Source organism: Brevibacterium sp. HMSC08F02 (assembly GCF_001807555.1).
Taxonomy (GTDB): Bacteria; Actinomycetota; Actinomycetes; order Actinomycetales; family Brevibacteriaceae; genus Brevibacterium; species Brevibacterium ravenspurgense.
The window spans coordinates 124,380-147,402 of sequence record NZ_KV789345.1 but is presented as its reverse complement, the minus strand read 5'-3'; the positions used below and the strand labels follow the sequence as shown (position 1 = coordinate 147,402).

Below are 23,023 nucleotides of genomic sequence, written 5' to 3'. Positions count from 1 at the left end.
GGCACTGCAGAAAGGAAGCTCCGATGACCGATCAACCAGAAACAGCTGACGCTCCCGCGAATACTCAGCGCAAGCGTGCCCACGTGCGGCAGGACAGCGGAGAATCCGGCCAGGTGTCGATCGCCGTGATCCTCACATCGCTCGCGGTCATCGGCGCTGCGTTCGCATTCACTGTCTTCGCCGAAGCCGTCGACGTGCGCTCAAGTACCCAGAAGGGGGCCGACTCCGCGGCCACCGCAGCCGCCGAACAGGCCCGCGACCAGTGGATCGAAACCTGGCTGCGGGCGCAGAAGGCCAGCCCTAAAAAAGACCCCCGGGAGGACATGGACGAAGACCTCCCCGAGGGCGAAAAGCCGAAGGACGAAAAAAACGAGGACAAGCTGCCCGTCGAACACTTCTATTCCCCACCGGAGCCGTTCTGGGCGGGTGCGGCGATCGCGGCCCAGCCTGCGGCAGCCGCCTACGCGCAGAAGAACGACGGCGGCATTCTCACCAAGTACGTCCCCAGCGGCGGCAATCGCATCACTGTTGACGTCTTCCGAGCCAAAGACACCAAGAGCCCGCAGGGCAAAAAGTATGTTCCCGCTATTGCCGGTGATTCAACCGCCACCGCGCAGGTTGTCACTCCGCCCGGCCTTTTCTGCGCGCCCCTGCCGAACGGCACGTGGGAATCATGGACTCTGGAATGCATCAGCGCGAAGGGCACGGCCACGGCACAGTACGCAAAGAATGTGCTCGTCGCTTGGGACAAGCCGGCATTCCGCAAGATGTACACCATCCGTCTGGATCGCTGAGCGCACCCGTCTGCGGTGGGCCCAATAGCCAATTGAGCGATGGGCACAACAACCGGCCCCTGGGCCCTGGGGGAAAGAGCGGAACTGAGAAATATTTGGTTCGTAAGCACAACAGCAATTCCGAAAGGAACCTCCCATGACTGCTCTGCTCAAGATGTCCAACGAAATCCGCAACCGCGCAGAAGCTCTGCAGGATCGCGTCAACGAAAAGGGCGCAGTGTCCATCGAATACCTGGCAATCGCACTCGTCGTCGCCACGCTTCTCATTGTCGTGATTGGCGCAGCAGGCAGCGTCAGCGGTGTCCTCCAGAGCGGCTTCACGAACGCTGTCAATAAGATCTTCACCCAGGGCTGACCTCCTGATTCAGCTCAGCTGGGGCTCGGAAGCGCACGCTTCCGAGCCCCGCTTGTTTTCTCCTGGTGTTTTCCACCACTGTGCTCTTCAAATACACAGGTGGGAGTCCTAGAATTGAAACATGACACTCACACCAGAACTCGAAGCGAAGTTCAACGACCAGATCACCCTCGAATTCGAAGCCAACATGGTCTACCGCCAGCTGGCCATCGAAGCTGACAAACAGGACCTTTCGGGCTTCGCCAACTGGCTGCGCGCTCAGGCTGACGAAGAAATCGAGCACGCCAACAAGTTCATCAACCACCTGCTGGCCCGCGACGGTTCGCCCATCATCGGCGCTCTGTCGGCACCGAACGTCGCAGCTGATCCGTCGGCTCTGACCATCTTCCAGGCCGCTCTCGACCACGAAAAGAAGGTCTCGGAAGCCATCCGCGAGCTCTACCGTGCTGCAGAAGCAGCCGGTGACCTCGACGCCCGCCCCATCCTCAACTGGTTCGTCGACGAACAGCTTGAAGAAGAAGACACCGTCGGCGAAATCGTCGGCCAGCTCGAACTGATCGACGGTGACGGCTCCGGTCTGCTGCGTCTGGACAGCGAACTGGGCGCCCGCACCAGCGCGGGAACCGAAGACGACGACTGAGCCTGAGTCCACCTCGGGCACGGACCTGAATTCTCATGGGCCGGCCGCTGCACCCGCAGCGGTCGGCCTGTGACATTTTCACCTCCGCGCTGCCAGGTCACGTGGTTGTGTTGATCCCAATACACAACACACCGCACACGAAGGAGACCACGTGCAACCCTGGATCACCCAGCTGACCCCGCTGTCGTTTCTCGAACGTTCAGCGGAGGTGTTCCCGGACAGCCCTGCCATTGACTACAAGGGCACCGTCTGGACGTTCGCCGAGCTGAAAGAAGCCGCGGAGAAGCGCGCACACATGTTCCTCGACCTGGGAATCCAGCCGGGCGACCGGGTGGCCTACATGCTTCCGAACGTGCCGGAAATGCTGGCCGCCCACTACGCCGTGCCGCTCATCGACGGCGTGCTCGTGGCGATCAACACCCGCCTGGCGCAGGAAGAAGTCCGCTACATCCTCGATCACTCCGGCGCGAAGGCACTCATCATCGACGCTGAGTTCCTGCCGACCATCGCCGACATTGCCGACGAACTCGAAACCGTCACCACGATCGGCGTCATCACCGACCCGCATGCCGAAAGGCCGGCAAACAGTCCAGCAGGCAGCCCAGCCGGCACCTCGTCCCTTGAAGTAGGCACGCCCTTCGAAGACTTGCTGGCCGCAAGCGAAGTCAAGACAGAGCCAGCCGTCCTCGACTGGAGTGTCGATGACGAGAACCGTCACATCTGCCTCAACTACACATCCGGCACCACCGGCAAGCCGAAGGGCGTTCTCTACACGCACCGCGGCAGCTACCTCAATGCGCTCAACCAGATCACCCACCTGGGGCTGAACCACAGCAGTCGCTACCTGTGGACGCTGCCGATGTTCCACTGCAACGGCTGGACGAATCCGTGGGCGCTGGTTGCCGCCGGCAGCCTCCAGGTCGGCCTGCGGGCTGTGCGCAGCGACGAAGTATGGCGGTTGATCGAACACCACCGTCTGACCCATCTGTGCGCAGCCCCCACCGTGATCCGCACCATCACCCACGCACCCGAGGCGCACCAGCTGACCCACCCGCTGACGATCACCTCGGCGGCGGCCCCGCTGAGTCCCACCACGCTGTCGGAAGTCGAAGAACTCGGCTTCACCGTCCTGCACGTGTACGGGCTGACCGAAACCTACGGGCCGTACACGGTGTGCGAACCGCAGACCGAATGGGCCCAGCTGCCCACACCGCACCGCGCCCGCTTCCAAGCCCGACAGGGTGTTGCCCAGGTGCTCTCCGACCCCATTCGCGTAGTCGAGGCCTCCCCCGATGTTGACGGCCGCCTGGTCGATGTGCCGCGCGACGGTGTGACTGTCGGTGAGATCGTCATGCGCGGCAACACCGTCATGGCCGGGTACTTCCGCGACCAAGAAGCCACCGACAAGGCGTTTGCCGGCGGCTGGTTCCACTCCGGGGACCTCGCCGTGTGGCACGAGGACGGCTACGTTGAAATCCGCGACCGCGCCAAAGACGTCGTCATCTCCGGCGGCGAAAACATTTCGACCATCGAAGTCGAACACGCCGTCGGCTCGCACCCGGCTGTCAGCGAGGTCGCGGTCATCGGCATTCCCGACAAAGACTGGGGCGAGCGCCCCGCCGCGTTCGTCGTGCTGCGTCCGGGCCAGGAAGCGCAGCCGCAGGAGATCATCGAGCACGTGCGCACACACATTGCGCGCTACAAAGTCCCGAAGGTCGTCGAAATCGTCGACGAACTGCCCAAAACCTCCACCGGCAAAATCCAGAAGTTCCAACTGCGCAATACCGCCTGGCAGGGCCACGACAGCAGCGTTCAGGGCTGATCGGCTGACAAGGCTCACGAGGTGCCGGGCCAGCCCGGGTGGGGCCGGCCCGGGTGACCCGCTCCCGAGGTGCCGGTCCTCGGGAAGCCGGCGGCACCTCGGGAACGAGTCACCTGAACAGAAGTGCCCGGGTGGGAGTTTCCTCCCACCCGGGCACTGTCATGCTGCTGACTCAGCCTTCGTATTCTTTGAGCTTGTAGCGCTGGGTCTTGCCTGACGGGGTCTTGGGCAGTTCGTCCACAAAGTGGAAGCGGCGCGGGTAGGCGTGGGCGGAATAGCCTTCGCGGACTGCCTGCTGCAGTTCCTTCGCCAGTTCGTCGCCGCCGGTCCAGCCGGAGCGCAGGACGATGAATGCTTCGGCGATTTCACCGCGCACACCTTCGGGGTCGGGCCTGCCGACAACCGCAACATCCGCCACGGAGTCGTGTTCAACGAGCACGGATTCAACGTCGAACGGGCTGATGCGGTAGCCGGCCATGAGGATGAGGTCGTCATCACGGCTGGCGAAGAACACGTCGCCGTCTTCGTCGATCCGGCCGAGGTCACCCGTGAGGTACCAGCGGCCGTCATCGGAGTAGCGGACCGCGGTGCGCTCGGGTTCATTGTGGTAGCCCATGAACCAGAAGTTCGGGCTGTTCTGGGTGTCGATCGCAATGACGCCCTCGATGACGTCAGCCACGATGCCCGGCATGGGGCGGCCCATCGAGCCCTTTTTGACCGGCTGACGGTAGCCGTCGGCCCAGTGGCTGCAGATGACCATGCCCAGTTCCGTCTGGCCGTACTGGTCGCGAACCTCACAGCCCAGAGCGTCCGGCGACCACGCGAGGATGTCCGCCGTCAGCGGCTCACCGGCCGAGGATGCCCTGCGCAGGTTGGCCTTGTGATCCGTGTCGGCCTTCGCGAGGGTTCGGTAGAGCGTCGGAGCGCCGGCGAAGTTCGTCACACCCAGTTCCGTCAGCACGCGCAGAGTGTCCTCCGGACCGGCCTTGCCGGTGTACAGGATGTTCGGCACGCCGATGGCCAGCGGGCCGACAACGCCGTAGTACAGGCCGTACGCCCAGCCGGGGTCGGCTGCGTTCCAGAAGACGTCGTCATCGCGCACATCGAGGCTGATCCTCATGTAGGTCTTGAAGGCCGCCAGTGCGCGGACGGGAACCGGCACTCCCTTGGGCGCACCCGTGGTGCCGGAGGTGTACAGCTGCAAGAACGGATGATCCGGCGCGGCCAGGTAGTTCTCGGTGACCGGTTCTGCGGTTTCCAGCGCGCGCTGGTATTCGCTTCCTGCCATGAACACCGGCAGACCCAGCGGTTCAACCTTGAACAGCTGCGAGTCCTCCGTGACGACAAGCTTCGCATCCGAGGCCTTCATGCGCATTTCCACCGCCGGGGTGGCAAAAGCGGTGAACAGCGGAATGTACACCGCGCCCAAACGGACGAGGGCAACAAGAGTCACCACGAGCTCTTCGCGCTTGGTCAGCAGAACACCCACGCGGTCGCCTTCGCCGATGCCCTGGGCTTTGAAATGGCCGGCAAGCTTGCGGCTGCGCTCCTCCAGTTGACCGTAGGTGAGCTTTGCAACGTTGAGGTCGTGGTCGACGAAAGTGAAGGCGACAGCATCCTGCGGGTGGCTGTCGCACAGCTTCGCGGCGACATCGACATCACCGGCCAGCACTTCTTCCAGCCACGTATCGACCGTTGTCTGATCAATTGCCATGGTGACTCCCATCTCTGTGTGTGATTCAAGTCATCGTATCGAGCGGGCGATGCAGGCCGCGCAGGGGTCTCTTTTCATAAGACACACCGCTGCGCAGCCACGGCACGATACGGCGCGAGCACCCACCGCATAGGCTTAAGGGCATGCCTGACTCCGATTCTCCCGCCGACCGCAGCGTCCGGCTGACCCGCTCCAGGGCAGCCGCCGTGTGGACGGCCGTCCTCGGCGTACTGGTGCTGCTTGCAGTGATCGACTGTGCGGCCCGCGGCTGGTTCACAATCGCCTCGGCAGTCTTCTTCGGAGGTGCCGCCCTGTGCTGGCTCTCACTGAACCTGTTCGTGTTCCCCGCCCTCATCGCACACCGGGACGGGCTGGAAGTCCGCAATCCGCTGCGCACCGTTTTCCTGCCGTGGGGCTCCATTGCCCAGGCGGGGGGCCGCTATTTTGCCGAGCTGACCGACACTGCCGGCGAAGTCACGCGCGTATGGGCCGCTCCCCTGTCCGCTGTGCGCACCCACAAGCAGAAGCTGCGCAAAAAGGCCGCCGATGCTGACCTTCTGGCTTCCGGCATCGACCCGAAGGCCATTCCCGATCACGCACAGCCGGGCACAGTCGACCTGATCCGCCGCACAATCGCCGAACACAGCGGAGAGAAAAACAAGGAGAACAGCGCACCCCGGCAGGTGCGCCGATCCTGGAACACCGCCTCGTGGCTCGTCTTCACAGGCCTAGCCGCAGCCTCCATCGTTCTCGCCGTCATCGCTTGACCCTGCCGCCGCTCAAGCCGCCGGCTCGCACTCACCGACCGTTCACACTCCCCTGTTTGAATGGGCGCATGAGCAAACTCTTTGAACACGAAACCGAAGAAACCATGACCCGCGAACAGGCCGCAGAGCGCCTGCGCGAACTCGCCGACGCCCTGGCCCGCCAGAACAAGGTCCGCGTGACCGACGGCGAACACGACGTCACCGTCGACGTCCCCGACACCGTGACCTACGAATACGAAATCGAGGTCAAAGAAGGCGGCAAGTCCGAAATCGAAATCGCCATCACCTGGAAGTGAGCGCGGCAGCCGCTGCGGCCTTCCGACCCCACACAAAAACGAGGTGCCGGTGCAGAATTCTGCACCGGCACCTCGTGTGTTTCTTCAGCCCGAAACCGGGTCACAGTCCCAGCAGGAACTTGCCTCCCGGGATGGCGTCGAGAAGATCCTTCGTGTACTGCTCGCGGGGGCTGTCGAACACCTCGTCCGTTGTGGCCTGCTCAACCAGCCGGCCCTCGCGCATAACAGCCACGTGGTCAGCGACCATCCGCACAACCGCGAGGTCGTGGGTGATGAACATGTAGGTCAGACCCAGTTCACGCTGCAGCTGTGCCAGCAGGTCAAGCACCTGCCCCTGCACCAGAACGTCGAGGGCCGAAACGGCCTCGTCCAACACAAGAACCTCGGGCTTAAGAGCCAACGCGCGGGCAATCGCAATGCGCTGACGCTGACCGCCGGACAGTTCACCCGGATAGCGGTTGGCCGTGGCCTTCGGCAGCGACACCTGGTTCAGCAGCTCCTCGACCATGGCGTGCCGGGTGCGCGGATTGCCGATCTTGTGGGTGACAAGCGGCTCGGCAATCGACGTGCCAATCGAGCGCATGGGGTCCAGGGTTCCGTAGGGGTCCTGGAACACCGGCTGCACGCGACGGCGGAACTCCAGCAGACGACGTTTGGGCCAGCTGGCAACGTCCTCACCGTCGAACATCATCGAACCGGACGTGATGTCCTCAAGTTTGAGGAACATCTTCGCGATCGTCGACTTTCCGGAACCGGACTCGCCCACAATCCCTAAGGTGCTGCCCTTGGGGATGGAGAAGCTGACATCGTCAACAGCCTTGAAGTCCGTGGTCTTCAAGCCTTTCTGACGGATCTTGTAGACCTTGGTGACGTTCTTGACCTCAATGAGCGGAGCGTCTCCGGCATCAGAAGCGGAGGCCTTTTCGCGTTCCAGCAGAGCCTGGTCGGCAGCCGAGGCCGCCTGCGAATCGCCATCCATGACCGCCTGGATGCGGCGCGATGCCAGAGAGGGTGCCGCGCCCACGAGCCGCTTGGTGTACGGGTGCTGGGGGTCCTGCAGGATCTCCTGCGAATCGCCGTACTCAACCACCTGGCCCTTGTACATCACCACGAGCTTCTTGGCGCGCTCAGCAGCCAGGCCGAGGTCGTGGGTGATGAAGATGACCGAGGTGCCGTGCTCCTTGGTCAGGGTGTCAATGTGGTCGAGGATCTTCCGCTGGACCGTGACATCGAGCGCTGAGGTGGGTTCGTCTGCCACCAGCAGGTCCGGACGGGCCGCCATGCCGATGCCGATAAGCACACGCTGGCGCATACCGCCGGAGAACTGGTGCGGGAACTGCTTGAGTCGGCTGCCCGGGTCCGGCAGACCGGCCTCCTTGAGCGCCTCGATTGCCCGCGCCTCCGCTTCTTTGCCGCGCAGCTGAGTATTCGCCTCGATGGTTTCGCGCACCTGGAAGCCGATGCTCCACACCGGGTTGAGGTTCGACATCGGGTCCTGCGGGACGTAGCCGATCTCCTTACCGCGAACGTCTTCGATTTCCCGGCGCGACAGCTTCGTGAGGTCCTTGCCCTTGAACAGGGCGTGCCCACCCGTGACCTTGCCGTTCTCGGCCAGCAGGCCGAGGATCGCGGTCACGGCGGTCGATTTTCCGGACCCGGATTCGCCGACGATTGCCAGGTTCTCGCCGCGGCCCAGTTCGAAGCTCACACCGCGGACGGCGTTGACCGGACCGGCAAGGGTCGAGAACGTGACTTCGAGGTCTTTCACGTCCAGCAGCGGTGCGGCATCTGCCGAGGTGCCAGCGGGTGCCGCTGCCTGCGCAGCTGCAGCTGCGGTCTTGTCAGTGTGCTGGTTGGCTTCCGTCATCGGCGGGTCCTCGCTTTCGGGTCGAGTGCGTCGCGGACGATGTCGCCCAGCAGCAGGAACGCAAGAACGGTCAGGGCAAGAGCCCCGGCCGGGTAGAACAGCAGGCCGGGAGCGGTGCGGATGACGTTCTGTGCGGTCGAAATGTCATAGCCCCACGAAATGACCGACGGCGGCAATCCGACACCGAGGAACGACAGGGTTGCTTCGGCCACGATGTACGTGCCGAGCGACACGGTCGCGATGACGATGACCGGCGCCAGCGAGTTCGGAATGACGTGGCGAATGAGGTTCTTGGTGCGTGAAACGCCGAGCGCGATTCCCGCTGTCACGAAGTCGGACTGTTTGACCGTGAGCACGGCACCGCGCATGATGCGGGCAACCTGCGGCCAGCCGAACACCGCGAGCGTCAGCGACAGCGTCCAGATGCCGCGGCCGAACGGGGCAACCTGCATCATGACGATAGCGCCGAGCACCGATGGGATGGCGAAGAAGATATCGCCGATGCGGGACACGACGGAGTCGAGCCAGCCGCCGAAGTAGCCGGCGGCCGCACCGATGATGCCGCCCAGCAGTGTTGCCAGTCCGGTCGACAGCAGGCCGACAGCAAGCGAGGCGCGAGTGCCGTAGATGACGCGCGTGTACACGTCACAGCCCTGACGGTCGAAGCCGAAGGGGTGGCCGGGCTCAGCCTTGTTGAGCGATTTGCCGAGGTCGCAGGCCGCACCGGAGGGGTCCCCCGATGTGAGCAGCTGCGGGAAGAGAGCGGCGAACACCACGAGCCCGACGAGTGCCAGGCACACCCAGGTGAGCCAGCGTTTGCGCATGTCGCGCCACGCATCACCCCAGATGCTCGTGGGCTTCGTCGAAACGTCGACCTCGTCGACAGCTGCGAGAGGTGTTTCTGCAATGGGAGCTACATAGCGTTTCATGAGTCACTTCCCGTAGCGAATACGCGGGTCGAGGACAGCGTAGAGAATGTCGACCAGAAGGTTGGCCAACATGAAGATGATGACCATCACGGCGACGAACGACACGACGGTCGGGCCTTCACCGCGGATCACGGCCTGGTAGACGGTGCCGCCGACGCCGGGGATGTTGAAGATGCCTTCTGTGACGATCGCACCGACCATCAGTGCGCCGAGGTCAATACCGAGGTAGGTCACAACCGGGATGAGCGAGTTGCGCAGAATGTGCACCCGGATGACGCGCCCGCGCGACAGGCCCTTGGCGGAAGCCGTGCGGACGAAGTCAGCGCCCATGTTTTCTGCTACGGATGAGCGGGTCAGGCGCAGAGTGTTCGCGATCGACACTGATGCGAGAACAAACGCGGGTGCGATGTACGCCGAAATGCCCGCATTGGCCGACACCGAGGTCGGTATAAGGGCCAGTTCAACGCCGAAGATGTACTGAATGAGGAAGCCGACGACGAACGTCGGCACCGAGATCAGCAGAAGCGACACGACGAGCGACACGGTGTCGAACACGCCGCCCTTGCGCAGACCGGCCACAAGGCCAACCGTGATGCCGATGATCGCTTCGAAGAGAAGTGCGAGAACAGCCAGTTTGGCGGTCAGCGGGAAGGCGCGGGCCATGATGTCGCTGACTGCCTGACCGTTGTAGGCGATGCCGAAGTCGCCAGTGAATACGCCGCCGACCCAGATGAGGTACTGGACGATGAACGGCTTGTCGAGGTTGTACTGCGCGCGGAGGGCGTCGATAACAGCCGGCGGCGGTGTTTTGCCGCCGAAGAGCGCAGCGATTGGGTCGCCGGGGAGTGCGAACACCATGAGGTAGATCAGAAAGGTCGCTCCGAAGAAAACGGGAATCAGCTGGAGCAGCCTTCGGCCGATGTACCAGAGCATAAGAGCCTCTGTTCGTTTCGGTTCTTTACAGCGCCGCGGGCTTTCCGCGACCGGGGATCAAGACCGAAGAATACCGCGGAGTGCATAAACTTGCACTCCGCGGTATTCAGTCAGTCATCTGTTATGGATGTCAGCCCTTGGTGACCTGGTCGTACAGCGGGACGGAGTTCCAGCCGAACTTTACGTTCTGCACCTGGTCGTTCCACACGCCGTTGACGTTCTGGTACCACAGCGGCACAACCGGCAGGTCCTTCATGAGGATGCCCTGTGCTTCGGCGAACTTCTCAGCTGCCTTGTCAGCATCAGCTTCGGACGAACCGGCCTTGAGCGCCTCATCGAATTCCTTCGACGAGTAGCGAGCGTAGTTCGAACCGGCCCCGCTCTGGTACAGCGGAGCGAGGAAGTTGACCTGGGCCGGGAAGTCGGCCTGCCATCCGGAGCGGAATGCACCGGTCATCTTGTCCTGCTCTTCGTCGTCAAGCAGTTCGGCAAACGACGGGTATGCCTTGCCCTCAGCCTTGATGTCGAGGGTCTTGGCGATCGAGTTCGCAGCAGCGGTGACCCACTCTTCGTGACCGCCGTCGTTGTTGTAGGCGATCGTGAAGGTGCCGTCGTACTTGCTGATTTCGTCGGCCTTCTTCCACAGTTCCTTGGCCTTTTCGGCATTGAACTCGGTCACTTCGTTGCCGTCGATGTTCTGACCCCAGTCGTCCCATCCTTCGAGGGTCGGCGAAGTGAAGTCCTTAGCCGGGGTGCGGGTGCCCTGGAAGATCTTGTCGGTGATCTGGTCGCGGTCAAGAGCCATCGAAATGGCCTGGCGGCGCAGTTTGCCTTCCTCGTCCATCTTGAAGTGGTCGAGGTAGGTGGGGATCGTCATGGTCTGGACGATCGCGGCAGCCTGGTTGACGTGAGTTTCCGGGAAGTCGCCCTCGTAGGTCTGGAAGTTCGACGGGTCAACCTGGTCGAGGATGTCGAGGTTGCCGGACTGCACGTCAGAGTAGGCGGTCTTCTGCGATTCGTAGAACTTGATCTCCACGCCGCCGTTCTTGGCTTCGCGCGGACCGGAGTAGTCCTCGTTCTTGACCAGCTTGATGCCCTGCTTGTGGACCCAGGAGTCCTCGGCTTCCAGCTTGTACGGGCCGTTGCCGACGGGCGATTCGCCGAACTTCTTGGTGTCTTCCAGAGCTTCGTCGGTCATCGGCACGAATGCCGAGTAGCCGACGCGCTTGGCGAAGTCAGCTTCCGGGCTGTTGAGGGTGACGGTGAACTCGGTGTCCGACTTCTTTTCCAGACCGGTGAGCTCAGCACCGTCCTTGTCTGCCGAGTAGCCCTTGATGTTTTCGAAGAAGTACTGGCCGCCCTGTGCGTTTGCGGGGTCAGCGCCGTAGTTCCAGGCGTTGATGTAGGAGTCTGCGGTGACGGGGCTGCCGTCGGTGAACTTCGCGTCTTCCTTCAGCTTGACGGTCCACACGGTGGCGTCGTCGTTCGGTTCGACCGATTCGGCCTGGTCCATGCGGACTTCGCCGTTTTCGTCGAACGAGGTCAGCCCGGAGAACACCAGGTCGATGATCTTGCCGCCGCCGACTTCGGTGGTGTTGGTGGGGATCAGCGGGTTCTGCGGTTCAGTTCCGTTGGTGGTGATGACTGCCGATGAGTCACCGCCGCCGGCGTCGCCATTGTCGCCGCCACCGCCGCCGCAGGCTGTGAGGCCCAGCGCGGCCGTGGTCACCAGCGACAGAGCCGCCAGCAGTTTCCGATTGCTCTTCAATTCAACCTCCGTGAGGGTCAGGTACAGGCTCAACCGCCGCATCCCGCGAGCGGGGTTCGCAGACGCGGATAAGCCTCCGGCGGCACTGCCGAAATGTGATCAGCACCGCAATTCGGCCACAAGTATAGAGGAAGATGAACAGATGCTGAATATCAGCCGATTATTTGACCGAGATGATTCCCGGGAACCAGGTGGCGATCTCCGGCACAAAGATCATGACAACCATGAGGGCAAGTTCGATGAGCAGATACGGCACCGCACCTCGGATGATGTCCTGGATCGCCAACTGCGGCATCACTGATTTCATGGCGTACAGGTTCAGTCCCACCGGCGGGGTGATGACTGCGGTTTCGAGCACGACAACCAGAATGACGCCCAACCACAGCGGGTCGTAGCCCAGTGCCGTGAAGATCGGCAGCAGAATCGGGGTGGTCACCAGCAGCAGTGAAGCCGCATCGACCAGGCAGCCCAGCCCCATCACGACCAGCAGCAGAAGAACGGCAACGACCCACGACGGGACAGTGAGCGCACCCGCCCACTCGGTAACGTGCTCGGCAAAGCGAACGAGCACCAGCATCTGCGAAAACACAAACGCCGCACCGACGATGATGAGCAGGCCGGCCGAAATCTGCGTGGTCTCAGCCAGGATCTTCTTGATGTTCGCCCACGACAGCTGGCGCTCAAAAACACCGACGACCACAATCGCGCCGATGACGCCGACCGCGGCGGCCTCCGTCGCCGTGGCGATGCCGGTGTAGATGGAGCCCAGAACCAGCACAATGAGCACGAGCGAGGGCAGGACCTTCTTCGTCGCCGCCAGCTTCTCCCCCAGCGCCACTTTGGCTTCCGTGCGCGGAGCAATATCCGGGCGGACCAGCGCAGTGATCATGACGTACAGAGCCATGACAGTCGCCAAGAGAAAACCAGGCACAAGACCGCCCGCAAACAGCTCGCCGATGCCCACACCGGAAATCGACGAGTACAGAATGAACATCAGGCTGGGCGGTATGAGCATCGCCAGAGCGCCCGAAGCGACAACCGACCCCGTCGCAAAGGACGGCCGGTAACCGCGCTCAAGCATTTCCGGCACGGCCATGCGACCGACCACGGCAACCGAAGACAGGGACACGCCCGACATCGCACCGAAAACCGTCGACGAACCGACCGAAGCCACACCCAGACCGCCGGGCAGCCTGCCCAGCCACGCATGGGCAAAACGGAAGAACGCCCGGCCCAAACCGCCGACGGCCAGGATTTCCCCCATGAGGATGTACATGGGGGCAGCAACCAGCGAATAGCTTTCCAGCTGGGAGACAAAGGCGATCGGCACCTGCTCCAGACCGCGCGGGCCCTCCAACAGAAGCAGACCGATGATCCCCGACGCCGACAGCGCCACAAAGATCGGGGCGCGCAGCGCAATGAGAACTGCCAAGACGAGCAGCGCAAAACAGACGATGACAGCGTTCACCGGGCATCCACCTCGCGAGTCCGCAGGACGTACTGCAGAGGAATCGTGACGGCTGACGTGAGGAAGCCGAACGCCACCAGGAAGTAGTGAATCCACACCGGAATATTGAAATTGCCGGCCGTTTGGATCTGCGCACCGAAGAACGACGCGAACGTGTTCAGCGACACCACACCCGCTGTCAGACACACGGCGAAGGCGGCTGCAGCGACAACCGCATCGGCAATCTTCTGCACACGCGGGCTGAACTGGCGGTAGAAGAGATCCATCGCAATGTGCTCACCGCGAAGCGCAACATCCGGGATTGCCAACATGATGATCGCAATGAGCCCCACTGAGCTGATGGTGATCGACCAGTCCAAAGGCAGAGCGAAAACATAGCGCATGATGACGTCATAGCCGGTGATGAGCACCAACACCACAACAATGACACCGGCCAGCATGCGCAGGGCGTGGGCGATCTTCGACAGCACTGTCACGGGTTCCTCACCTGCTCCAGCGCACGATCGGCAAGATCGTCATCGCCCACCTTGCTCCTCCACCAGTCCTCAACCCATTTCGTCGCATTGCGGAACTGACGAGTCTGACTCTTATCAAGCTCAATGAGCTCAATGCCCGAGCTTTCGAAAACCGGCATGTACTCGTCATCCTGCACGTCTTTGGCCAGCTTCGTGCCGTCAACCGAGAACACGCGACCAGAGTCGTGCACGGCCTCTCGCACCTCCTGCGGCACACGGTTGAACCAGTCGAGGTTGGCGTAGGCGTCATAGGTGTACGCACCGAAATGGCCGATCGTGGCATAGCGAAGAACATCCTGCAGTGACCGGGACACAACAGTGCCGGGATAGGACACCATCCCATCGACCGTGCCGCGCTCCAGCGCCTCGTAGACCTCGGCTGACGACAGGGCGACGGGAGCGGCGCCAAGGGCCTTGAGCATCGCGCCCTCCACGTGGCCGGACACGCGAATGCGCAGACCCCGAATATCCTCCGGCTTCGTCACCGGACGGTTGACGGTGTAGATCCATTCGGTGGGACACATGATGGTGCCCACACTCATGACGCCCTTCTTGGCAAACTCCGCATTGAAGGTCTTGCGCAGGTCCGAATGCGGGCTCACAGCCTCTTTCAACGTCGGATAGTCCGCACCGCTGAAGGGAAGTTCAATAGCCCCCAGAATCGGGAAGCTCGTCGACACAAAACTTGAAGTCTGCATAGCAACATCCGCAACGGCACGCAGCAGACCGTTGAGGGTCTGATCGGAGTTCAGCAGCGTGCCGGCGCCGTAGACATCAGCGGTTCCCTCACCCAAGCGCGCATCGACGTTCTTCGCGAACTGCGCAATGGACGGCTCAAGGTCCGTGTAGCTGGGCGTGAGGTAGTGCGACACCCGCACCGTGCCGTCGGGGCGCAGACCGCCGTCAGGAATCAGCGGAGAACAGCCGGCAAGACTGCCGCCGAGGCCCAAGGCGGCGAGCGCACCGGCGCCGAGGACAGCTCTGCGACTGACAGCAGGTCGTTCCACCGGACCCCTTCCCTTCACGTCGCCCCCGGCCACCGCAATTGCAGCGGCACGGCCGACAGACCCAATGATTCGAGCCTCAACTATACGGTTCCAACCAGTTGGATTCGGGCGCGCATGTCGCTGAATGCAATAAAACCCGCATGCAATAAAACCCGCTGCTGCGCCTGCGCCTGCAATCAAGCGCAACAATTCGCGCAGGCAAAGCGTCACAGCAGTCAGAATTCGCTACAGTGACACCAGCCACAGACTTTCAGGAGTGAATATGAGCGAAGTTCTGACCGCCGTCGACGCCGGGGTGCTGACCATCACCATCAACCGCGAAGACAAAAAGAACGCGCTGACGAACGATATGTACACCGCGCTGGCCGACGCACTTGAAGCCGCAGTCGACAACAGCGATGTTCGCGTGGTCGTCGTCCAGGGCAGCGAACGCGTTTTCAGTGCGGGCAACGACCTCGGCGATTTCCAGAACACACCTGCCGAGGTGGGCCTTTCACGGCCCGTCTTCCGCTTCCTCCACACTCTTGCCGTGTTCCCCAAGCCGCTGGTCGCAGCCGTGTGCGGACCGGCCGTCGGCATCGGCACCACCATGCTTCTGCACTGCGACCTGGTGTACGCCGGAACCAACGCGAAGCTCAGCCTGCCGTTCGTCAACCTGGGGCTGTGCCCGGAAGCCGCATCGTCCCTGCTGCTTCCCAAAGTCGTCGGGCATGCCCGCGCGGCTGAGCTGCTCATGCTGGGCGAGCCGTTCTCTCCCCAACTGGCTTACGAGGCGGGGCTCGTCAACGCTGTTCTCGAACCTGACGAGGTGCTCCCGAAGGCGCAGGAAACCGCGGCGAAGCTTGCGGCCAAACCCGCAAAGTCGCTGCGCGTGACGAAGGAGCTGCTGCGACCGGAAGCGCTGCGCCAGCAGATCCTGGAGCGCATTGACGACGAAGCTCAGACTTTCAGCGCCATGCTCCACGAACCGGCCGCACGTGAAGCCTTTGCCGCGTTCATGGAAAAGCGCCGCCCGGACTTCAGCGGCATGTGAGCGCCGTGCCAGAGTCACGCGCAAATGCAGATTCACGCTTTAATGCGCCGCATTTGCGCGTGAATCTGCATTAAAGCGCAAATCTGGGGTATCCCGGCGAATGCGCACAACCGTCGGCACAGCGCACCCTTCAGTCAGCGACGACCTCCCTGCCTGCGCGGCCCAGCACGAAGCCGTCCCTGGCCGCCAGCACTGACACCGCAAACAGCACGGCGTACACGCACAGCAAAGCGATGATCGGCACGGTCCACCCTCCGCTGAAAGAGTGCAGGGCACCCATTCCAATCGGACCGGCGGCTGCCAGAATGTAGCCGAAGCCCTGCGCCATCGTCGACACCTTCGCCGTCATCGGCACCGAAGGCGAGCGCCACACAATGAAGCTCAAGCTCAGTGCCAGCTGCGCACCCTGGGCAAAGCCCAGCAACGTCATCCACACATAGGGTGCGGCCAGCGGAGCAGTCAGCATCCCCACAAAGCTGCTCATACCCAGCCCGACCACAATCAGCATCGGCAGCCACGTGGGTCGAACCCGCTGGGCGAACACCGGCGCAAGAAGGGAAGTGACAGTTGCCGGGAACACGGTAAACGCCACCATCCACCCGGCTTTGTCCGCAGGCATTCCCGCGGCCATGAAGATCGACGGCACCCACGTGAGCGACGCGTAGTACGTCATCGACTGAATGCCCATTGTCAGCGTCACCGCGATCGCAACCGGGTCGGTCAGCAGCTGGCGCATTCCCGCGCTCACCTTCACGGCGTGGGGGCCGCTGATGCGGTCCTCCCCCTGCCCCACCTCGTCTGCCGAGGTGCCGCCGGGTTTGGTTCCGGCACCTCGCCGGATTATCTGGGGAACCCAGGTCAGCAACGCGAATACGGCCAGACCGGCCCACGCGGCCAGCGCCCAGCGCCAGCTGCCACCGAAACTGTCCCGCAGCGGCACGGTCAGTCCCGCGCCGAGTGACGCGCCGATGCCGATGAATGTGGAGTACAGGCCCATCATGAGCCCGGACTTTGCGGCGAAATCACTTTTGATGACAGCCGGAATGACTACGTTGCCCACCGCGATGGCAGCACCTACGAGGCACGTGCCGAGGAACAGCAGGGCGAGCCCGGGCACGCTGCGCAGAAGAATGCCCGCGGCCAGGACCACCAGAACGAGGCCCAGGAGTCGGTGCATCCCCAAACGCTTCGACAGCCCGGGCACCGCAAAGGCGAAGATGCCGAAGGCGACGACGGGAATCGTGGTCAGAAGCGACGCCGCGGCAGCAGAAAAGCCAAGGTCAGCGCGGATGTCGTCAATCACCGGCCCAATTGAGGACACGGCGGCGCGCAGATTGAGTGAGATTGCCAGCAGACCCACCGCGGTCATCCACGCGGCGGCGGTGCGGGCAGGCCTTGGTCCAGTCATGGAAGCGACTGTATCCAATGCGCCGGCGGCAGCCCGTCGCCGCTGGCGTCCACGTCGCCTCCTGTGCCAGCTCTTCGCCGTTGCAGCTCTTCGCCGCCGGAATCACGCTTTAATGCAGATTTGCGCTGTAATGCGGCGCATTAACGCGTGAAACTGCATTAAACCGCAAATCTGGCTTGGCCTGACGGTGCGCTGAAGTGCCCGCGCCGAAGTCAGCGCTCAGTCAGGAATCAGCCGCGGTGTGTGCGCAGGCCGTCAGCCGCGGTGTGTGCGCGGACCGTCATCGGCAGTGCCAGACGCGGCAGTGCCAGACGCGACGCTCGCAGCTTCAGCCTCCGCGCCGTCACTCGCACCTTCATCAAGCTCGGCAATGTCATCGACCATGCTGAGCTCACCCGAAGCAGCAGAATCGGCCGAGTCACCGGAGCCATCGTCGGACTTCTTGCGCTTGCCGACAAGTGCACCCAGCTTCTTGAGTGAACTCAGAATCTTCCGGTCTTCGCGCAGGCTGGTGATCCGAGGGTCGGTTTCGGCGATGAAATCATCCGGCATGTCGCCGAAGGCACTCGAGGCGCTTTTGATGACGACGTTCGCCATTGACCGGTTGACCATGATGCCGACGGCAGCGCCCAGTCCGAACGGCAGGATCCGACCGATGGTCGAGCCGATCGTCTTCGTGCTGTAGCGCTTGATCATCTCGTCGCGCATCTTCTTGATGAGTGAGTTCAGGAGGTTCGACGGGATGGACTGCGTGACCATCGACGCCCACGCCCGTCCGGTGCGCTCGACGTTCGTCTGGCCGGCAACCCCGGCGTCTTCTGAGAATTGGCGCACCAGTTTCCGCCCGGCTTTGCCCAGCATGAGGCCCAGCACCAGAGCGTTGGCGCGGGGGCGGTCGACAATCGTCATTCCGTGCAGTTCGGCCATAGCCTGCGCGTAGAGTGCGGAGGCTTCGAGGAACCCGGCGGTTTCAGCGGCTGAGACTCCGAGCGCGGCAGTTGTGCCCAAACCCGGGAAAACGGCAACAGCGCCGACGGCCGCGCCGGAGCCCATGGCCACGTTGCGGTAGTGCTTGCCGATGATGTCGGCCAGTTCCTGCGGGGATGCGTCCGGATTGCGCCTGCGCATGGTCCGCAGGTAGGCCAACACCATGGGCCGCTGCACGCTCAGCAGTTTGCTCAGCGAAACCTCAACGGCCGGCTGGAGAGTTCCGTCGCGGCGCACGGCAAAGCCCGCGGCCTTCTGTGCGCCCTTGAGCGCTTTGTTTGTCTTAGACACGAACCCCACTGTAGTAGGCGGTTCTGAACGGCTCCTTAGACTGGAATCCATGAGCTCCGAACGCCGGTTCCACAAACCCGTGCGCCGCCCGAACCTCGATGGCACCGATTTGCGCCCCGGCCCGGCTGAGCAGTCCGAGCTTGCTCACGAGCTTGCAGGCATGGTGATCACCGATCCCTCCCGCACGCGGGATTCTGCCAGCACCGAGCGTTTTGTCCGCCTGGCTGACGAGCACGGTCTGGAGCAGATTGCGCAGCTGTGGGCGCGGTCCCCCGCGGTTTCCCTGCCGGGCGCGCTGTGGCGCCTGTACGTGCTGCGCACCTGGATCCGCCGCCGAGGTGCCGAGGCCTCCCGCTGGTATCGCACCGGTCTTGCTGACGGGGGTTCCACGGTGGCCGAGGTGATCGCGGGCACCCCTCCCATGCCCACCCCGGAAGAGCTGGCCGATGTTGTCGACGACATCATGCGCGGGGCGTTTCGCGGGGACTTCGCAATCGCGCTCGAACGTGCCGCGGCTTTTGTTGCGATTGTCACCCGCGGACGGGCCGCTGACGATGCCGACAACTCTGGTCTGCGGTCATTTGCGCAGATGAGCGACGACCTGCGCGCCTGTGCCGAAGAGTTCCGCCGCGGACGTTTGGTTTAGCGGCTCCGCACAGCTGGTCTTCGCTCCGCTGGGTCGCTTACAGTGGAGGTGTGCTCTTCGGAGCACCGGTGTCGGGCCGCCAGATGCCCCGGGCTCCAACATTTGCCGCTTCGAGCGGCCTTCCGCCGAGAGGCGCACTCGGCCCGACACCACCCCCCTATGTGTTGAATAGACGAGGACAGGACATGCCCCGAAAGGCCGCGAGCGCAGTTTTCTTTGATCTGCTCGCCCAGCTGTCTTCCGCCATGCAGGAAGCCAACCTCGTCCTGGCTGAACTTTCCGGCATTGACGCCCCACATCGTCGCGAAGCACAAGCACAGCTCGAAATCATCGCGGGCAAAGCCGACGATCACTTCGATGCGCTGACGCGCGCTCTGCGCGAGTCCTATCTCACGCCGATCGACCGCGCGCTGCTGTACCGGCTGGCCGCCGCTATGCGCGATTGCTGCTACGAACTGCGCTCGGTGGGCTTCGCCCTGACATCATCTGCTTTTGAAGAGCTCCCAGCGGGCGCACTGGAAATGCTTGCCCTGCTGTCGAACTACGCGGACAACACCAAGCGCATGACGCAGCGACTGCCGGCCAAATTCGACCAGTGGGAGTACACGGCGTCGGTCCACACCCTGTCCAAGCGCGCGCTGGCTCTGCGCCTGCAGCTGTCGGACACCGTGCCGGCTTCGCGCAAAGGATCCGTGTACCTCAGCGCCGCTATCCAGCTGACTCTGACGTTCCGGGACACCTGCAATGCTTTCCAGGAGGTCGGCCGCATCGTGGCAGAGATTGCTCTGACGGAATCCTGACCGTGGACCCTCTGCTTCTGGCCGCCGGCCTTCTGTGCTTGGCTTTCGGTGTTTCCAACGGCTTCCACGATGCCGGTATGCAGGTGGGCAATGCGGTGGCCACGCGCACGCTGCGCCCCCGCCAGGCTCTCCTCATGTGTGCGGTATTCAACTTCATCGGCGCGCTGCTGGGGCAGGGGCTCCTTCTGGCGCTGACGGGTCACCTGCTCACCGTGGACACCCTGGGGCACGATCTTCTGCTCATCCTGATTCCGGGACTGTTCGCGGCTCTGGTCATCAACACCTCGACGTATTTTCTTGCGGTCCCGATTTCAGCCACGCACTGCCTTTTCGGCGGTCTGCTGGGAGCCGGTTTCATCTACGGTGCGCAGCCGCTCAACACGGACCTGGTCGTGGATTCGCTGTTCCGTCTGGCCATCAGTCCGATTGCCGCGCTTTTCATCGCGTGGCTTGCGCTCACCCTGCTGATGCCGTTTCTGCTCAACCGTTCACCGAAGCCCGTCTTCCGAGTGTTCCGTCAGGGTACAGCCGTGGGAACAGCCGCCCTGTCTGTCGCCCACGGTTCGCAGGACGCGCAGAAAATCGGCGCCGTCTTCATTGCCGCGTGGCTCTCTTCGCGCGGCGACACCAGCATGAACCAGCTGCCGGGCTACGTGCTGTGGATCATCATCGTGCTGAGCGCCCTGGCCATTGCCGGCGGCACGCTCCTGTCCGGATGGCGTGTTGCCGACACCGTCTCAAGGCGCCTGTCGACCCTCGACCCGGTGGGGGCCGGCACCTCGACCATGGTTGCTGCCGTGCTGTCCTACTTGGCGGCGTTCGTTCTCCGCGTGCCGATCTCCATGAGCTTCCTCGTGGTCGGCACCAATATCGGCGCGGGGCTGGCCTCACCGCACAGCAGGTTCGCCTGGCGCAGTCGGAATCGTCTGCGCACCCTGGTGTTCGTGATATCAGTCTGGCTTATGGGCATGCCCGCCAGCGCTCTGCTGGCCGCAGCATCAGCCGTCGTGTTCCGCGCAATCGCCGCCTGAGCGGTCAGCAGCCTGCGAGCCTGCCGCCGTGTCAGTATCCGGTGTAGCGGCCGGGCTTGTGGTTGACGGCGAGCACTATGTTGAGCACAACAACGCCGATGACGGAGACCAGCACCGTCTGCCACGGGCTGACGAAGAACGACGCCAGCACAATGACGGCATCGAGCGCCATGAGGACCGAACCGGCGTTGAGACCCGCCCGCTCCTGCAGGATGAGCGCCAGAATATTGAATCCGCCCAAAGATGCTCCGTGGCGGAACAGAATGAGAATGCCGACACCCGCAATCACACTGCCGGTGGGCACCCCGTAGAGAATCGGGAGGTCGTGAAGGCCGAGCATCGCTTCGTTGAAATCAGCCAGCACACCGACAACCGACACTGCCAGAAGGGTCCGCAGGGTGAATCCCCACCCCTTCTTCCAGATGGCCAGTGCGAAGAACGGCAGATTGACCAGCGGGAAAAGCACACCGATGGGCAGGTCGACGACATAGCTGACGAGCAGCGCCAGACCAGCCGTCCCGCCGGTGACCGCCTGCGCTGAGTGCAGAATGGCCAGACCGATCGACGTCAGGTAGCTGCCGGTGATGAATCCCAGCATGTTTTCGTACCAGCGGTGGCGCACCGGGGCGGGAAAAACCGGCGATGACACTGGGTTTTCAGCAGAATTCGGCACTGAGCCATAATAACCAGCATGCCCCAGCAGCACTCGCGCGGAAGAATCATTGCAGCCATCACCGCTCTGGCGGTCGGCACCTTCGGCATTGGGACAACGGAATTCGCAACCATGGGCTTGCTTCCGAACATTGCGGAAGCGTTTTCGACGTCGATCACCCACGCCGGTTCCGCTGTCACTCTCTACGCGCTCGGTGTTGTCATCGGCGCCCCGGTCATCACGGCACTCGGGGCGAAGCTCAACCGCAAAATGCTGCTGGTGGTCCTGGCCGCCATCTTCACCCTCGGCAACGTGGGGGTCGCCGCTGCACCCAGCCTCCCGGCCCTGCTGGCGGCCCGCTTCTTCACGGGTCTGCCGCACGGAGCCTATTTCGGCCTGGCCGCGGTTGCCGCTGCCGGAATCGTCCAGGAGGGAAGACGCGCTCGCGCCATGGCCGCCGTCGGTTTGGGGCTCACAGTCGCCGCAATCCTCGGTGTTCCCGCGGCAACCGCTGTTGGGTCCCACCTCGACTGGCGGCTCGCCTATCTGCTGATTGCCGCGATTGGCGCAGTCACCGTCGTGGCGATCCTCGTCATCGTCCCTGCGGTGCAGCCGACGGTCCCGCCGTCGGTCCGCGGTGAGGTGCGCTCTCTGGCGAACCCGCAGGTCATCCTCACGCTCCTGGCCGGAGCTGTCGGCTTCGGCGGCATGTTCGCCGTCTACACCTACATCGCACCCGTCGTCACAGACCTGGCCCACCTCCCCCAAGGGGCCGTTCCCTGGATCCTCGTCACCTACGGCGCCGGAATGACGGTGGGACAGGTCGTTGCGGGTCCTCTCGCAGACGCCTCAATCGAACGAGGCGCCGTCACCGGGGCCTCTCTCATGGGGTCTTCCCTGGTTGTCTTCGCGTTCACGGCTCACCTTCCCGTGATGCTTTTCCTGTGCGTGTTCACACTGGGGATCTCCGGGTCTGTTTTCGTCACCGCCCTGCAGATGCGGCTGCTGCGCGACTCACACGATGCCCCGAACCTGTCGGCGGCGATGAACCACGCCGCGTTCAATACCGCAAATGCGGCGGGTGCGTGGCTTGGCGGGATTGTTCTGGCCGCCGGGTACGGCCTGCGGTCGCCCGCTATTGTCGGCATCGGCCTCAATGTGGTCGGCCTGGCGCTTCTGCTGATCGCCATTGCACTGCATCGCAGATCACGCGCTTCACGCCAAGTCCTGTCGCTGTAATTCCGCTAGGCTGAAACTGTGAGCAGTGCCATGCCGCGCACTGCCGAACACGAGAGGAGCA

General features: G+C 63.1%; 22 protein-coding genes. 11 read left to right on the top strand and 11 right to left on the bottom strand.

What is annotated here, in order from left to right; all coding sequences use genetic code 11:
• The first annotated feature begins 23 nt into the window (after positions 1 to 23).
• The 4 genes from HMPREF3172_RS02425 (at position 24) to HMPREF3172_RS02410 (ending at position 3,611) form a co-directional block, all read left to right on the top strand.
• Positions 24 to 794, top strand: coding sequence for a hypothetical protein (locus HMPREF3172_RS02425; RefSeq protein ID WP_070428187.1), 771 nt, complete (start codon positions 24 to 26; stop codon positions 792 to 794).
• A 136-nt stretch (positions 795 to 930) separates the two neighbouring features.
• Complete coding sequence (locus HMPREF3172_RS02420; protein ID WP_070428188.1) at positions 931 to 1,149, top strand: hypothetical protein; 219 nt, start codon at positions 931 to 933, stop codon at positions 1,147 to 1,149.
• 121 nt (positions 1,150 to 1,270) lie between these two features.
• Positions 1,271 to 1,789, top strand: a complete 519-nt coding sequence (locus tag HMPREF3172_RS02415; protein WP_070515123.1) for a ferritin — start codon at positions 1,271 to 1,273, stop codon at positions 1,787 to 1,789.
• A 151-nt stretch (positions 1,790 to 1,940) separates the two neighbouring features.
• The gene (locus tag HMPREF3172_RS02410; RefSeq protein ID WP_070515121.1) at positions 1,941 to 3,611 is read left to right on the top strand and encodes a long-chain-fatty-acid--CoA ligase; all 1,671 of its coding nucleotides are present in this window, start codon (positions 1,941 to 1,943) and stop codon (positions 3,609 to 3,611) included.
• A 172-nt stretch (positions 3,612 to 3,783) separates the two neighbouring features.
• Here HMPREF3172_RS02410 and HMPREF3172_RS02405 read toward each other — a convergent pair whose 3' ends face one another.
• A complete protein-coding gene (locus HMPREF3172_RS02405) occupies positions 3,784 to 5,325 on the bottom strand; it encodes an AMP-binding protein (protein WP_256173121.1) in 1,542 nt (513 codons plus the stop codon).
• A 143-nt stretch (positions 5,326 to 5,468) separates the two neighbouring features.
• On the opposite strand from HMPREF3172_RS02405, the gene HMPREF3172_RS02400 reads away from it, so the two are divergent.
• On the top strand, positions 5,469 to 6,092 hold the full coding sequence (locus tag HMPREF3172_RS02400) for a PH domain-containing protein (protein ID WP_070515118.1): 624 nt from the start codon (positions 5,469 to 5,471) through the stop codon (positions 6,090 to 6,092).
• Between the two features lie 68 nt (positions 6,093 to 6,160).
• Positions 6,161 to 6,388: an amphi-Trp domain-containing protein gene (locus HMPREF3172_RS02395; RefSeq protein WP_070423803.1), complete on the top strand. Its 228-nt coding sequence runs from the start codon at positions 6,161 to 6,163 to the stop codon at positions 6,386 to 6,388.
• Between the two features lie 100 nt (positions 6,389 to 6,488).
• Here the strand turns inward: HMPREF3172_RS02395 and HMPREF3172_RS02390 are convergent, their stop codons facing one another.
• From HMPREF3172_RS02390 to HMPREF3172_RS02360, 7 genes are all read right to left on the bottom strand, one after another.
• On the bottom strand, positions 6,489 to 8,255 hold the full coding sequence (locus HMPREF3172_RS02390) for a dipeptide ABC transporter ATP-binding protein (RefSeq protein WP_083281375.1): 1,767 nt from the start codon (positions 8,253 to 8,255) through the stop codon (positions 6,489 to 6,491).
• Positions 8,252 to 9,184 carry an ABC transporter permease gene (locus HMPREF3172_RS02385; RefSeq protein WP_070515116.1) on the bottom strand — a complete coding sequence of 311 codons (933 nt, stop codon included), beginning with the start codon at positions 9,182 to 9,184 and terminating at the stop codon, positions 8,252 to 8,254. The genes HMPREF3172_RS02390 and HMPREF3172_RS02385 overlap by 4 nt, the downstream gene beginning before the upstream one ends.
• A gap of 3 nt (positions 9,185 to 9,187) precedes the next feature.
• On the bottom strand, positions 9,188 to 10,117 hold the full coding sequence (locus HMPREF3172_RS02380) for an ABC transporter permease (protein WP_070515114.1): 930 nt from the start codon (positions 10,115 to 10,117) through the stop codon (positions 9,188 to 9,190).
• 130 nt (positions 10,118 to 10,247) lie between these two features.
• On the bottom strand, positions 10,248 to 11,885 hold the full coding sequence (locus HMPREF3172_RS02375) for a peptide ABC transporter substrate-binding protein (protein WP_070515259.1): 1,638 nt from the start codon (positions 11,883 to 11,885) through the stop codon (positions 10,248 to 10,250).
• A 160-nt stretch (positions 11,886 to 12,045) separates the two neighbouring features.
• On the bottom strand, positions 12,046 to 13,353 hold the full coding sequence (locus HMPREF3172_RS02370; protein ID WP_070515112.1) for a TRAP transporter large permease: 1,308 nt from the start codon (positions 13,351 to 13,353) through the stop codon (positions 12,046 to 12,048).
• A complete protein-coding gene (locus HMPREF3172_RS02365; protein WP_062020632.1) occupies positions 13,350 to 13,829 on the bottom strand; it encodes a TRAP transporter small permease in 480 nt (159 codons plus the stop codon). The genes HMPREF3172_RS02370 and HMPREF3172_RS02365 overlap by 4 nt, the downstream gene beginning before the upstream one ends.
• Positions 13,826 to 14,875, bottom strand: coding sequence for a TRAP transporter substrate-binding protein (locus HMPREF3172_RS02360; protein ID WP_070515110.1), 1,050 nt, complete (start codon positions 14,873 to 14,875; stop codon positions 13,826 to 13,828). Before HMPREF3172_RS02360 ends, HMPREF3172_RS02365 begins: the two co-directional genes overlap by 4 nt.
• Before the next feature lie 262 nt (positions 14,876 to 15,137).
• On the opposite strand from HMPREF3172_RS02360, the gene HMPREF3172_RS02355 reads away from it, so the two are divergent.
• Positions 15,138 to 15,908 carry an enoyl-CoA hydratase gene (locus tag HMPREF3172_RS02355; RefSeq protein ID WP_070515108.1) on the top strand — a complete coding sequence of 257 codons (771 nt, stop codon included), beginning with the start codon at positions 15,138 to 15,140 and terminating at the stop codon, positions 15,906 to 15,908.
• A 130-nt stretch (positions 15,909 to 16,038) separates the two neighbouring features.
• On the opposite strand, the gene HMPREF3172_RS02350 is transcribed toward HMPREF3172_RS02355, so the two are convergent.
• On the bottom strand, positions 16,039 to 17,316 hold the full coding sequence (locus tag HMPREF3172_RS02350; protein WP_070515107.1) for an MFS transporter: 1,278 nt from the start codon (positions 17,314 to 17,316) through the stop codon (positions 16,039 to 16,041).
• Between the two features lie 255 nt (positions 17,317 to 17,571).
• Positions 17,572 to 18,594 carry a hypothetical protein gene (locus HMPREF3172_RS02345; RefSeq protein WP_070515257.1) on the bottom strand — a complete coding sequence of 341 codons (1,023 nt, stop codon included), beginning with the start codon at positions 18,592 to 18,594 and terminating at the stop codon, positions 17,572 to 17,574.
• Positions 18,595 to 18,643: 49 nt separating this feature from the next.
• On the opposite strand from HMPREF3172_RS02345, the gene HMPREF3172_RS02340 reads away from it, so the two are divergent.
• From HMPREF3172_RS02340 to HMPREF3172_RS02330, 3 genes are all read left to right on the top strand, one after another.
• The gene (locus tag HMPREF3172_RS02340) at positions 18,644 to 19,240 is read left to right on the top strand and encodes a hypothetical protein (RefSeq protein WP_070515104.1); all 597 of its coding nucleotides are present in this window, start codon (positions 18,644 to 18,646) and stop codon (positions 19,238 to 19,240) included.
• 185 nt (positions 19,241 to 19,425) lie between these two features.
• Complete coding sequence (locus HMPREF3172_RS02335) at positions 19,426 to 20,040, top strand: DUF47 domain-containing protein (RefSeq protein WP_070515102.1); 615 nt, start codon at positions 19,426 to 19,428, stop codon at positions 20,038 to 20,040.
• A 2-nt stretch (positions 20,041 to 20,042) separates the two neighbouring features.
• Complete coding sequence (locus tag HMPREF3172_RS02330; protein WP_083281372.1) at positions 20,043 to 21,071, top strand: inorganic phosphate transporter; 1,029 nt, start codon at positions 20,043 to 20,045, stop codon at positions 21,069 to 21,071.
• Positions 21,072 to 21,102: 31 nt separating this feature from the next.
• Here the strand turns inward: HMPREF3172_RS02330 and HMPREF3172_RS02325 are convergent, their stop codons facing one another.
• Positions 21,103 to 21,744, bottom strand: a complete 642-nt coding sequence (locus tag HMPREF3172_RS02325; protein ID WP_070427861.1) for a YitT family protein — start codon at positions 21,742 to 21,744, stop codon at positions 21,103 to 21,105.
• 18 nt (positions 21,745 to 21,762) lie between these two features.
• Between HMPREF3172_RS02325 and HMPREF3172_RS02320 the strand changes: the two genes are divergently transcribed.
• Positions 21,763 to 22,962, top strand: a complete 1,200-nt coding sequence (locus HMPREF3172_RS02320; protein ID WP_070515100.1) for an MFS transporter — start codon at positions 21,763 to 21,765, stop codon at positions 22,960 to 22,962.
• The last annotated feature ends 61 nt before the right edge of the window (positions 22,963 to 23,023 follow it).